Source organism: Acinetobacter sp. Lyrl_1, assembly GCF_051948795.1.
Classification (GTDB): Bacteria; Pseudomonadota; Gammaproteobacteria; order Pseudomonadales; family Moraxellaceae; genus Acinetobacter; species Acinetobacter towneri.
Map to the genome: position 1 here is coordinate 1 of NZ_JAYJLK010000027.1, position 11,587 is coordinate 11,587.

Sequence of the window (11,587 nt, forward strand, 5' to 3'; positions counted from 1 at the left end):
GAATATCTATCAATTCAAATTGTGTTTATATAATACGCTCCCATAAAGTAACAGATATTCCAAGTTTCCCCCCACACTTCCCCAAAGTGTGAGTTTTTTTATGCTATGTATTAAAAAGATAGGGATGTAGATTTCCTAAGTTAAATTTAAGCTGACAGATACAACAATGGTTTCTAACAAGTGGATAACTGTCAGGTCTTGTTTGAATGGGGGAAGCTTAATTCCAAATCACTTCCCCAATTCAATATCTTTCAAAATCACACAATCTGCCTGTTCATCGCCAGAGCAATGATCTGCAGAGCTTTGCAACCAGTTCGCCATTTCCTGTAATTGCGTAATCTTCTGTTTTAAGGTTTCAATATGTTTAAGCGTGAGTTGCTTCACTTCTGCACTTTGTCGGTCAGCATTTTTCCATAAACCTAGCAATTCTTTCATTTGCTCAGAAGAAAACCCCAAATCCCGTGCATGCTTAATAAAAGACAAAGTTTTTAAATCTTGCTCAGAATAAATCCGATAACCCGAAGCAGAGCGTTTGGCGGTATCCAGTAAACCAATTTGCTCATAATAACGAATCATTTTGCTGGAAATACCCGATAGCTTAGAGGCTTGACCAATATTCATGTGACTTCTCTCATAAAAAGGGCGTAGAGCAATCTTCTAAACCCTTTTGTATGTTGCATTTAAATCTGTGCTGCTTGGAAATATTTTAAACGGAGCGCATTACCCAATACAAACACTGAAGATAATGCCATCGCGCCCGCAGCAAAAATAGGCGAGAGCAAAATACCTGCAAACGGGTATAGCACGCCTGCAGCAATTGGAATCAAGGCAATATTATAAATAAATGCCCAAAACAGATTTTGACGAATATTGCGGATAGTGGCTTTACTCAAAGCAATTGCATTGGGCACACCTTGTAAATTGCCCGACATCAATACAACTTCGGCTGCTTCAATCGCAACATCTGTACCTGTACCAATCGCAATTCCAACATCGGCTTGTGCCAAAGCAGGGGCATCATTAATACCATCACCCACAAAAGCCACACGTCCAAATTGCTGTTGTAATTCACGTACAACATCGACCTTGCCTTCAGGTAAAACCTCGGCCACCACATGATCAATCTGTAAACGTGCAGCAATTGCCTGAGCCGTATGTCGGTTATCTCCCGTAATCATCGCCACTTTTAAACCCAGTTGATGCAACGCCGCAATAGCAGCAAAAGTCGTGTCTTTAATTGGGTCTGCAACGGCAACAATGGCTGCCAGTTGTTGATCAATCGCCATATAAATGGGTGTTTTGCCTTCTTGTCCTAAACGTGCAGCTTCTGCGTTAAAAGCGCTAACATCTAGCCCAATTTGCTGCATATAGCGGTCTGCACCAATCTGAATACGCTGACCATCCACCCCTGCTTCAATACCTGAACCTGTGATGCTGTCAAACTCGGTCACAGGCAGTAAATTGACTTGCTTTTTTGTTGCGGCTTGCACAATGGCTAATGCAATAGGATGCTCAGACTTCGCTTCTACCGATGCCAAAAGTGCAAAGACCTGATCTGCATCAAAACCCGATTGCACATGAAAATCGGTTAATGTTGGTTTGCCTTCGGTGAGCGTTCCTGTTTTATCCACCGCGACCACTTTAACATCTTGCAAAAGCTGCAAAGCTTCGCCTTTACGAAACAGCACGCCCATTTCTGCGCCACGACCTGTTCCCACCATAATTGAAGTCGGTGTGGCTAAACCCATCGCACATGGGCAGGCAATAATTAGAACAGCGACTGCATTGACTAAACCAAAGGTTAGGGTAGGTTCTGGGCCAAAAATAAACCACACAATAAAAGTAAGTGCAGCCAATAACATCACGGCAGGTACAAACCACATGGTCACTTTATCCACCAAGGCTTGAATAGGTAATTTAGAGCCTTGCGCTTGTTCGACCATACGAATAATTTGCGCCAACACCGAAGCTTCACCAATGGCAGTAGCACGAATATTTAGTGTGCCATTTTGGTTGATGGTACCGCCTACAACTTGATTGCCCACTTGTTTTGCCACAGGAACAGGTTCACCTGTAATCATCGATTCATCTATATAACTATGACCTTCGACTACTTCACCATCTACAGGAATACGTTCACCCGGGCGGATTTCGACAATGGTATTGGAACTGACTTCTGCCACAGGTACTTCAATGATTTGACCATCTCGATGAATACGCGCAGTTTTGGCTTGCATACCAATTAAATGCTGAATGGCTTGTGAAGTGCGACCTTTGGCTTTGGCTTCGAAATAGCGCCCTAGCAAAATTAAACTGACAATCACTGCCGCAGCTTCATAATAAACATGCACTGTGCCTTCTGGTAAAAGCTGTGGCATAAATGTCGCTACCAATGAAAAACTGTATGCAGCCAAAGTTCCCACAGCCACCAAAGAGTTCATATCAGGCGCAAAACGTAACAGCGCTGGAATCCCTTTTTGATAAAAACGACGTCCTGGTAACAGCAGCACCAATGTGGTTAAAGCAAATTGAATCAACCAACTTTGTTGTTGCCCAATATTGTGCATCACCCACATGTGAAAGGCGGGAATCATGTGTGAGCCCATTTCCAGAATAAATACAGGCAAGGCTAAAATCAGTGAAATTACTAAATCACGTTTCAGTTGTTGCTGTTCCAGATTCTTTTTATCGTGTTGTTCGTTAGAGTCGTGTTGTAGCAGTTTGGCGTCATAACCTGCTTTTTGAATCGCTCGAATCAGGTCTTGGCTAGAAACTGTGGCATTCGGTTGAATCCATGCGCGTTCAGTCGCCAAATTGACATTGGCTTGTTCTACACCAGACACTTTCTTTAAGGCTTTTTCGACACGTGCTACACACGAGGCACAGGTCATGCCATCAATAGACAGTTCTATTGGTTGAATGGCAGCTACATCAAAACCTGCACGTTGCACTGCCTTAATGAGCAGTGCACGGTCTAAAGGTTGCGATGCGTGAATCAGTGCTTTTTCTGTTGCAAGATTCACTTCAGCTTTTTCTACACCATCGACTTTTTTTAAGGCTTTTTCGACACGCCCGACACATGAGGCACAGGTCATGCCTTCTATAGACAAAGTTTCCTGATAGGGAGAGGCATTTGGGTGTTTTGCGTCCATGGTCGTCTCTATAATTTGGAGGATGTGTTTAGCATATAGATTGACACGATGGTAAGGTCAAGTAAATTTTAGCCCAAAATAGGCTTGACCTTGCCAGCATGGTAAGCTTTAAACTACAGTTCAACAAAGGCAGAAGTGTGGAGTTCGCAATGAAACTATTGATTGAAAATATGACTTGTGGCGGTTGTGCACGTGGTGTCACGGCAACCATTCAAGATGTTGATCCTGCTGCAAAAGTTGAAGTCGATTTAGCGACTAAAATTGTGACCGTGGAAAGCACTGCAACTGTAGATCAAATTACGGCTGCATTGGCAGAAGATGATTTTCCTGCACAAGTTCAATAAAACTGCATCATCTAAGAAGCTCCAATGTGTGAGCTTATCGTAAGGTCAATTGGTCAACTGACGAATTGACCTATTTTTTTGCCTGCCGATTTTTTCTCGTTGTTTTTTGATGTGACCAACTGAATACATTTTGATCACGAAGATGCTAAACCAAGCCAATCAGAAGCTGAGATTTTCTAACTTCAAGCTGAGTTTCATTCATTCAGGGCTGAAATCTACTGAATGAACTATGTGCTGTCCTCTAAAATATACTCTTCAATATTTATCGGAATAAAAATATTTTTTGGTTTTAACTTGTTGTTATTGAAATATTTATTTTAATTTTTAAATTTAAGGGATAACAGAAAAACCATCATTTTTAGATGTTTTGCTGCATATTTTAAATTAAGGTGAATAAAATTCACTTTGGACTGAGGTTAAATCATTTTTATTCACTTTGTCGTTCCAGTATAAATACCCTCATTCAGAAATTTTAACTTTTTAAATTTGGGTAGTAGATCATCATGACAAAGCCATTCACCTGTTCAATTAAACGTATTCGTTTTGACGAAAACTATGAACCTGCTAACAACACGCGTTTAACCACCAATTTTGCAAATTTGGCGCGTGGTGAAAGCCGTCAGGAAAATTTACGCAGAACTTTAGCGATGATCAATAATCGTTTTAACTCGCTGGCATCTTGCGATAACCCAAAAGGTGATCGTTATTCGCTTGAAATCGACATTATTTCTGCAGAAATTGATATTGAAGGAAATGGCAAAACTTTTCCATTCATTGAAATGCTAAAAAGTACGATCACAGATCATCAAACAAATGAACGTATTGAAGGCATGATTGGCAACAGTTTTTCATCGTATGTTCGTGATTATGATTTTAGTGTGGTCTTGCCAGCATTAGGCTGCAAAGTAAATGAAAAGCCTGAAAGTTTTGGTGATTTACATGGCAAGCTTTATCAGCATTTGGTCAGTTCAGTAGTGTTCCAAGCTGAGTTTCAAAAACAACCTGTGATTTGCCTGAGCGTATCAACCACAAAAACTTATTATCGTACGACCAATGTGCATCCTGTCTTAGGCACAGAATATAAAAATGATGAATATTCACGTACCGATGACTACTTTGAAAAAATGGGTTTAACTGTGCGTTACTTCAAACCTGAAAATAGCAATGCACCGCTTGCGTTCTATTTTTCTGGTGATTTACTGCGTGATTACACAGATTTTGAGTTGATCAGTGCCATCAGTACTATGGAAAGTTTCCAGAAAATTTATCGTCCTGAAATTTATAACACCAACTCACCTGCAGGCGAGGTCTATCAGCCAAGTTTGAATTATCAGGATTATTCATTAACCCAAGTTGTATATGACCGTGTTGAGCGAGGTCAGTTGGCAGTCAAGCAGGGCAAATGGACTGAAGAAAACTTTATCAAGCCTTATCAAGATATTCTTGAACAATGGGCTGCCAAGTTCGTGCCGCTGCATGCTGCCAATCAAGAACGTGTTGCTTAACTTAAAATACAGATAGAAGATTCAAAATGGCTATTTTATTACCGACCTCAACGGCTGGCAGTTTACCTAAACCTTCGTGGCTCGCAGAACCTGAAAAGCTTTGGTCAGCTTGGAAATTAACAGGGCAAGAATTACTGGACGCAAAACAAGATGCGCTACGTCTATCACTGCATGAACAACAGCAAGCAGAGATTGATATTGTGAGTGATGGGGAGCAAACCCGTCAGCATTTTGTCACCACCTTTATTGAACACCTTGAAGGTGTCGATTTTGAAAAACGTGAAACAGTCAAAATTCGTGATCGTTATGATGCCAGTGTCCCTTCTGTGGTGGGTGCAGTTTCTAGGCAAAAACCAGTCTTTGTTGAAGATGCCAAATTCCTGCGTTCACTGACAGATCAACCCATCAAATGGGCGCTGCCTGGTCCTATGACCATGATTGATACTTTATACGATGCGCACTACAAGAGCCGTGAAAAACTGGCGTGGGAATTTGCCAAAATCCTGAATCAGGAAGCGCGTGAACTTGAAGCAGCAGGCGTGGATATCATCCAGTTTGATGAACCTGCGTTTAATGTGTTTTTTGATGAGGTGAATGACTGGGGCGTGGCAACATTAGAGCGCGCGTTAGAAGGTTTGAAATGTGAAACAGCCGTGCATATTTGCTATGGCTATGGCATTAAAGCCAATACCGATTGGAAAAAAACACTCGGCTCAGAATGGCGTCAATACGAAGCAGTTTTCCCAAAACTACAGCAGTCTAATTTGGATATTATCTCACTGGAATGTCACAACTCACGTGTTCCGATGGATTTGCTTGAACTTATCCGTGGTAAAAAGGTGATGGTGGGTGCGATTGATGTTGCAACGAATACGATTGAAACAGCCGATGAAGTTGCAGATACATTGCGCAAAGCATTGCAATTTGTCGATGCTGACAAGTTGTACCCATCGACTAACTGTGGAATGGCACCATTGAGTCGTCAGGTTGCACGAGGCAAGTTACAGGCTTTGGCTGCTGGTACGAAGATTATTCGCCAAGAATTATCTAGTTAAGCGTTCGATCAGGCGAAGTGAATTCAAGCCAAGTGAATTTAAGTTAAGTGAATCAGGGATGCTTTTTCAGGCAAAAAGCATCCTTTGAACTTTCTAAAAAAGTTGAGTGTTGGAATACGGTGATGGTTAAAGCAACAGACTTCAAAAATGCAATGTCTTTCTTATCAAGTGCAGTCAATGTAGTGACGACAATGGGAGATGCAGGACGTCATGGTTTTACTGCATCTGCGGTATGTAGCGTGACAGATACACCGCCAACATTATTGGTGTGTATGAATAAATCATCGCGTTCACATCTCAGTTTTTTAGAGAATAAAGTGCTGTGTGTGAATGTGCTAAATGCAGAACAAGAACATCTTTCCAATGCATTTGCCTCATCAAAATTGAGTTCCGATGAGCGTTTTAAGCAGGCTGAATGGGCTGCTTTGGAAACGGGCGCTCCTATATTAAAAAATGCATTGGTCAGCTTTGATTGTGAAATTTCGCAAATTCAAGAAGTGGGGACGCATACTATTTTTATTTGCCCAATAGTTGCCATTCAAAAAAATCAACAAGATCAGGCGTTGGTTTATTTTAATCGTCACTATCATCAAGTTGGTGAAACTGAGTTTGTTTAATTCGCTATAAAATATTGCAATATGCGATAATCAGTTTATACTTGATTTATAGCAAAATGCGATAAAATATTATGCATGTGATCACCCACGCTAGAATTATAGAGGCAATGCACAAGTGGCCACAGGCTGAAACAGCACTCGATGGTTGGTATCGAATTATTAAGGCAAATGATCCGAAAGACTTTGCCGAAATGAAGCAGTTATTTCCAGCAGTTGATAAAGTTGGAAAGTTTCATGTATTCGATATTGGTGGGAATAAGATTCGACTTATTGCTGTTGTGATGTATCAGGCAAAGCGTGTGTATATTCGTCATGTGTTATCCCATAAAGAATATGACAAAGGTCATTGGAAGGAGGATTAGTATGAACGCAATGATTAAACAGGCTGTAGATCACTGGCACTACGTTGCTCCTTTGCTGAGTAAACCAGAAAATGAAAAAGATTTTCATGCACTTGTCGAGGCTTTAGATGAGCTTTTAGATATTGTTGGTGATGATGAAACGCATCCTTTAATGGGGCTGATTCATCAACTCGGTGACTTGGTTTCTGTTTATGAAAATGAACACCTGCCTATTCCTCATGGAGATGGTCGTGCTGCTTTAGCTTTTTTGATGGCGCAACATGGATTAGGTCAATCTGACTTGGCAGAGGTTGCAACTCAATCTGTGATTTCGGAGATTTTAAGCGGCAAACGCCAGTTGAATATTCGTCATATTAAAGCGCTGTCTGAGCGGTTTAAGGTTTCTGCTGATACATTTTTCTAAACGATTTTATATTTTTTAGACATTTTATTTTTAGATATTTAAAAATAAATAGCTCCGAAGATGCCGCTGCATGTCGTTACCCTGAACCCGAAAAAGTTCAAGGCGGACGCGACGCATACTTGCTGGGTTTCCCATACGAGATGGGCATACGCTCTAAATATGCAGAACACAATCCTAAGATTAAAGTATCGGCAGGGATATAGACTCGCTGGCGAACACCTCAGAGTTAGAATTAGTATAACCCATCTCAGTTGCTTGGCAACTCATGTTCACGAATTAACTATAAAGATAGAGCTTGTTTGCATAGCCTTTATGCAAACTTAAGTCAAAAAAACACCACTTAAGTAAGGGCTTCAACTTCTTGCAAAATGGTGCTGAGTAAACGCTCACAATGCTCATAATGCTGCAAAGATTTATTCATAGAAAGAACCTCTTGCATCAACTCTAAAGCCACCACAATAATCAGTTTGCTCGGTTCCATATTGGGCGCTTTACGACGAAACTCATCATAGCGTTCATTCAATAATTGTGCCGCACGCTCTAAATCTTCTCTTTTTTCTTCAGTTGTGGCTAAACGGAAACTATGTCCTAAAACACGTAAATCAATTGGAATTTGAACTGACATATTAACCTTCCTCACTCACTTCGGCAGGGTGGGCAAGTTGTTGAATTTCTTGCGCATGATGATCTTGAGCTGTACCTAAAATTGCAAGACGCTGAATAATGGCTTCCACTTTGGCTTTTGCATGCTCATTTTTTTGTAACAATCTTTCACGTTCTTGTTTGAGTGTCTGAATTTCGTGCTGATTTAAACGCTGATCATTCAGCATTTTTTCTTTTAAAATGCGTAATTCATTGCGTTCAGCCAAAATTTCCTGAAAGCGGTTTTTCAAATCAGTACAGCTTTTTTCCAAACGACTGTAACGATCTGCCAATGCTGTCGCATCTTGATTTAACTGCTGTAATTGCGCTTGCGTGCTGCTTAATTGCTCAGTCAGATTCTCAATTTCATCTTGCTTGGCAGTAATGATGCCGTTTCTTTGAACAATTTGAGCATGATGCTGTTCCTCAGCAGTTTGCTTGGCTGTGCTGAGGGCGGCATTTTCACTTTCATAATGATTAATTCGTGTTTTTAAAACACCAATATACGCTTGTAGACGCTGTAATTCTTCTAACATATCGTGGTCGCACAGTATTGCAAACAAAGGTAATATATACGAAGTATAGAGATTGGATAAACGAATGCAAGACGATATTTCAGGTTGGTCGGAATGGTTCCGCAATTTTTCTAACATTGAAGAAATTTCAAGCCCAAGTGAGTTACATGGCTTGCTGACAGGTATAGTTTGTGTGACAAATGCACCAACTGAAACCGAGTGGCAGCAGATTTTAGAAACCCTCAATGTGCCAGAATTAGAGCCAGCCGCACTGTCACTTTTAACCGATGAATCGGAAGATGTCGCACATGCTTTGTCTGAAGATGAGTTAGATTATCTGCCGTTATTGCCAGATGATGAACATCTTTTACAAGAACGTGTGCAAGCTTTGGCAGATTGGTGTGCAGGCGTTGTGCTTGGTTTTGGTTTGGCTTCTGGGCATATTCGTTCAGATGAAATCGAACTGATTGAGCATTTACAAGATGTTGCTGCGGTTGAATTTGAAGATTCAGACAATGACGAAGAAGGCGAAGAAAGCTATCAGGAATTGTATGAATTTGTACGTTTGATTCCTGTGAGTTTATCTGTTGGGCGTAAAAAAGTACCAGTAGAAGAAAGCTCTTTATTGCAAAACTTACATGCTAAGTCGCGTCAACAAACTGCACAAACCACACAAAACGCAAGTGCTGTTGTTGAAATGTTTACGCCACACCGTCCGAGTTAATCGGGCGTTGTGTGGTGCCTAAGTATGTCGGTGTAAGGTGCTTTAAGTCATTACAACAATCATATTTTCATCATTTTATATATGTAGACAGTATTTATGAAAAAACTGACTCAAGTCGAATTTAAAGAACGTCGTGATCAACTTGCAGAACTGATGGGGCCTAATAGTGTCGCAATTATTGCAACCAGTCCTGTGGCAATGCGTAATCGTGATGCAGATTATAAATATCGTGCCGACAGCAGTTTTTTCTATTTAACAGGTTTTGCCGAACCTGAAGCAGTTGCGGTGATTGAAACCTATGAATCAATTGATGAAGGTTATACCTACACGTTGTTCTGCCGTGAACGTAACCGTGAAATGGAAATCTGGAATGGTTATCGTGCAGGGCTAGAAGGCGCAATTGAGTTGTTTGAGGCAGATGAGTCTTTTGAAATTGCGCAATTAGATGCAGAAATCATCGCCAAAATTGTCAATAAAGACACGTTGTATTATCGTTTAGGGCAGCAGACTGAATTTGATGTACGTGTTGCGGCATGGAACCAACAAGCCGATGCACAACATCGTCAAGGCAATACTGCACCTGCTAAAATTGTTCAGTTAGATCGTTTGCTGGATGAAATGCGTTTGCATAAAACTGAGTCTGAATTGGAGTTGATGCAAATTGCCTCAAATATTAGTGCAGAAGCGCATATTCGTGCTATGCAAACAGTAAAAGTAGGCATGATGGAATATGAGCTAGAAGCTGAACTGAATTATATTTTTGGTAAAAATGGCTGCGTACCTGCCTATAACAGTATTGTTGGTGGTGGTGAAAATGCCTGCATTTTGCATTATGTCGAAAATGATAAAGTGCTTAAAGATGGCGATTTAGTCCTGATTGATGCTGCCTGTGAATATCAGTGCTATGCCTCAGATATTACCCGTACTTTTCCCGTGAATGGTCAATTCAGTCCAGAACAAAAAGCACTGTATAACATTGTATTGGATGCGCAAATTGCTGCAATTGAAGCTGTGCAAATTGGTAACTCTTATAAAGAGCCACACCATGTTGCGGTGCGTATTTTGGTGCAAGGTTTGCTTGATCTAGGCATTATGCAGGGCAATTTAGAAGAAATTATTGCTTCAGAAAGTTATCGTCAGTTTTATATGCACGGTACGGGGCATTGGCTGGGTATGGATGTGCATGATGTCGGCAGCTATAAACATGGTGAAGACTGGCGTGTTTATGAGGAAGGTATGGTGGTGACCGTTGAGCCAGGTCTTTACATTGCGCCAGATGATGAAACGGTAGATGCTCAATGGCGTGGCATAGGCATTCGTATTGAAGATGATATTGTGGCGACTGCGAATGGGCCATTGAATCTGACTTCAAAAGTGGTGAAAACCGTGGAAGAGATTGAAGCATTGATGGCGAAAGCCAAATTTGCTTAATTGAACTTAATCAAAGCTGGTCAGATGATCAGCTTTTTTATTAGAAAGCGCGTGTAAATTTTGAGTATGTAAATAATTTTTAGTCTTTTATCCGCTTTTTTGCTTCATTATAAACAATACTATCAGCACGCTTTCCAACGGTAATGAGCAAAATAACGACCTGATCATCTTTGACCTGATAAATAAGTCGGACGCCCGCTTTTAATAATTTGATTTTATAGCAGCCAGCAAGATCACCTTTAAGCATGTTCTTTGGAATATGAGGTTGCTCAATGACTTTGGCTAGTTTTTTCTTGAATTGGTCGCGAATAGCACTCGGAAGCTTTTCCCATTCTGCAGTGAAGTCCTTGTGACGTAAAAGCTTATAAGTCATCTAATGTGACTTCCTCAAACATCTCTTTAGGATCATTCATGCGTTTACGGACAAGTGCTAATAGTTCAGCATCTTCTTCTGAAAGTAAGGCTTTCTGTACTGGAAGCTTTCCAGTCGTTGCCACATATTCAAGAATATTGGTAAAGAAATCGGTAGGTGAGATACCTTGTTCTTTAAGGATTGAATAAGATTTTTCTTTAAGGGCTTCATCGACCCTGAAATTAACAGTAGCCATCACTTCTCTCAGTTATTGAATGTATGGAAATATTGTAATGCAATATGCATTACAAAGATAGTTTGTATAATAACCATTATGTGAGATCATTTTTATCGTTGAGCTTATTTCAAAATTGATCATCAGCCATCAATAGTACTAAGTATGGAATATATCTTCTCTTGTGTCATGCATGGCTCGGAGCAAGAAGATGGGGGATTAATAATTATAGTTTGAATCGGACATTTGC

General features: G+C 40.5%; 14 protein-coding genes and 1 other RNA gene. 8 read left to right on the forward strand and 7 right to left on the reverse strand.

From position 1 onward, the window contains the following. Nucleotides 1-228 precede the first annotated feature (228 nt). Together cueR and VF675_RS09270 are read right to left on the reverse strand one after the other, a co-directional pair. Nucleotides 229-621, reverse strand: a complete 393-nt coding sequence (gene cueR, locus VF675_RS09265; RefSeq protein WP_004970532.1) for a Cu(I)-responsive transcriptional regulator — start codon at nt 619-621, stop codon at nt 229-231. Between the two features lie 59 nt (nt 622-680). Beyond that, complete coding sequence (locus tag VF675_RS09270) at nt 681-3,152, reverse strand: heavy metal translocating P-type ATPase (RefSeq protein ID WP_004970530.1); 2,472 nt, start codon at nt 3,150-3,152, stop codon at nt 681-683. Between the two features lie 149 nt (nt 3,153-3,301). On the opposite strand from VF675_RS09270, the gene VF675_RS09275 reads away from it, so the two are divergent. From VF675_RS09275 to VF675_RS09300, 6 genes are all read left to right on the forward strand, one after another. Further along, nucleotides 3,302-3,496 (forward strand): heavy-metal-associated domain-containing protein, encoded by a 195-nt coding sequence (locus tag VF675_RS09275; RefSeq protein WP_004970528.1) that lies wholly within the window; start codon nt 3,302-3,304, stop codon nt 3,494-3,496. Between the two features lie 503 nt (nt 3,497-3,999). Then, entirely contained in the window at nt 4,000-5,001 is a 1,002-nt protein-coding gene (locus VF675_RS09280) for a putative oxygenase MesX (protein ID WP_440205126.1), read from the forward strand. A gap of 26 nt (nt 5,002-5,027) precedes the next feature. Beyond that, a complete protein-coding gene (locus VF675_RS09285; RefSeq protein WP_004970525.1) occupies nt 5,028-6,056 on the forward strand; it encodes a methionine synthase in 1,029 nt (342 codons plus the stop codon). 122 nt (nt 6,057-6,178) lie between these two features. After that, the gene (locus VF675_RS09290; RefSeq protein WP_004970523.1) at nt 6,179-6,673 is read left to right on the forward strand and encodes a flavin reductase; all 495 of its coding nucleotides are present in this window, start codon (nt 6,179-6,181) and stop codon (nt 6,671-6,673) included. A gap of 71 nt (nt 6,674-6,744) precedes the next feature. Next, nucleotides 6,745-7,035 carry a type II toxin-antitoxin system HigB family toxin gene (locus tag VF675_RS09295; RefSeq protein WP_019836372.1) on the forward strand — a complete coding sequence of 97 codons (291 nt, stop codon included), beginning with the start codon at nt 6,745-6,747 and terminating at the stop codon, nt 7,033-7,035. Between the two features lies 1 nt (nt 7,036). Beyond that, the gene (locus tag VF675_RS09300) at nt 7,037-7,438 is read left to right on the forward strand and encodes a helix-turn-helix domain-containing protein (RefSeq protein WP_004970519.1); all 402 of its coding nucleotides are present in this window, start codon (nt 7,037-7,039) and stop codon (nt 7,436-7,438) included. Between the two features lie 47 nt (nt 7,439-7,485). On the opposite strand, the gene ssrS is transcribed toward VF675_RS09300, so the two are convergent. From ssrS to VF675_RS09315, 3 genes are all read right to left on the reverse strand, one after another. Further along, nucleotides 7,486-7,668: non-coding RNA, 6S RNA (gene ssrS / locus VF675_RS09305), on the reverse strand. 110 nt (nt 7,669-7,778) lie between these two features. Next, nucleotides 7,779-8,063: a cell division protein ZapA gene (locus tag VF675_RS09310; protein ID WP_004970518.1), complete on the reverse strand. Its 285-nt coding sequence runs from the start codon at nt 8,061-8,063 to the stop codon at nt 7,779-7,781. Between the two features lies 1 nt (nt 8,064). Further along, nucleotides 8,065-8,616, reverse strand: a complete 552-nt coding sequence (locus VF675_RS09315) for a hypothetical protein (RefSeq protein WP_154320487.1) — start codon at nt 8,614-8,616, stop codon at nt 8,065-8,067. Between the two features lie 64 nt (nt 8,617-8,680). Between VF675_RS09315 and VF675_RS09320 the strand changes: the two genes are divergently transcribed. Then, nucleotides 8,681-9,319 carry a UPF0149 family protein gene (locus VF675_RS09320; protein ID WP_004970514.1) on the forward strand — a complete coding sequence of 213 codons (639 nt, stop codon included), beginning with the start codon at nt 8,681-8,683 and terminating at the stop codon, nt 9,317-9,319. 96 nt (nt 9,320-9,415) lie between these two features. Next, nucleotides 9,416-10,750: a Xaa-Pro aminopeptidase gene (gene pepP, locus VF675_RS09325; RefSeq protein WP_440205127.1), complete on the forward strand. Its 1,335-nt coding sequence runs from the start codon at nt 9,416-9,418 to the stop codon at nt 10,748-10,750. A 79-nt stretch (nt 10,751-10,829) separates the two neighbouring features. On the opposite strand, the gene VF675_RS09330 is transcribed toward pepP, so the two are convergent. Beyond that, nucleotides 10,830-11,123, reverse strand: coding sequence for a type II toxin-antitoxin system RelE family toxin (locus VF675_RS09330; protein ID WP_131261747.1), 294 nt, complete (start codon nt 11,121-11,123; stop codon nt 10,830-10,832). Next, complete coding sequence (locus tag VF675_RS09335; protein ID WP_004970507.1) at nt 11,113-11,358, reverse strand: type II toxin-antitoxin system RelB/DinJ family antitoxin; 246 nt, start codon at nt 11,356-11,358, stop codon at nt 11,113-11,115. Before VF675_RS09335 ends, VF675_RS09330 begins: the two co-directional genes overlap by 11 nt. Nucleotides 11,359-11,587 lie beyond the last annotated feature (229 nt).

Bases quoted from the DNA above. Each gene is read 5' to 3' on its own strand.
- VF675_RS09330 (WP_131261747.1), bottom strand. From the start codon at position 11,123: ATGACTTATAAGCTTTTACGTCACAAGGACTTCACTGCAGAATGGGAA.
- cueR (WP_004970532.1), bottom strand. From the start codon at position 621: ATGAATATTGGTCAAGCCTCTAAGCTATCGGGTATTTCCAGCAAAATG.
- VF675_RS09295 (WP_019836372.1), top strand. From the start codon at position 6,745: ATGCATGTGATCACCCACGCTAGAATTATAGAGGCAATGCACAAGTGG.
- VF675_RS09280 (WP_440205126.1), top strand. From the start codon at position 4,000: ATGACAAAGCCATTCACCTGTTCAATTAAACGTATTCGTTTTGACGAA.
- VF675_RS09285 (WP_004970525.1), top strand. From the start codon at position 5,028: ATGGCTATTTTATTACCGACCTCAACGGCTGGCAGTTTACCTAAACCT.
- VF675_RS09275 (WP_004970528.1), top strand. From the start codon at position 3,302: ATGAAACTATTGATTGAAAATATGACTTGTGGCGGTTGTGCACGTGGT.
- VF675_RS09300 (WP_004970519.1), top strand. From the start codon at position 7,037: ATGAACGCAATGATTAAACAGGCTGTAGATCACTGGCACTACGTTGCT.
- VF675_RS09315 (WP_154320487.1), bottom strand. From the start codon at position 8,616: ATGTTAGAAGAATTACAGCGTCTACAAGCGTATATTGGTGTTTTAAAA.
- VF675_RS09320 (WP_004970514.1), top strand. From the start codon at position 8,681: ATGCAAGACGATATTTCAGGTTGGTCGGAATGGTTCCGCAATTTTTCT.
- VF675_RS09310 (WP_004970518.1), bottom strand. From the start codon at position 8,063: ATGTCAGTTCAAATTCCAATTGATTTACGTGTTTTAGGACATAGTTTC.
- VF675_RS09290 (WP_004970523.1), top strand. From the start codon at position 6,179: ATGGTTAAAGCAACAGACTTCAAAAATGCAATGTCTTTCTTATCAAGT.
- pepP (WP_440205127.1), top strand. From the start codon at position 9,416: ATGAAAAAACTGACTCAAGTCGAATTTAAAGAACGTCGTGATCAACTT.
- VF675_RS09335 (WP_004970507.1), bottom strand. From the start codon at position 11,358: ATGGCTACTGTTAATTTCAGGGTCGATGAAGCCCTTAAAGAAAAATCT.
- VF675_RS09270 (WP_004970530.1), bottom strand. From the start codon at position 3,152: ATGGACGCAAAACACCCAAATGCCTCTCCCTATCAGGAAACTTTGTCT.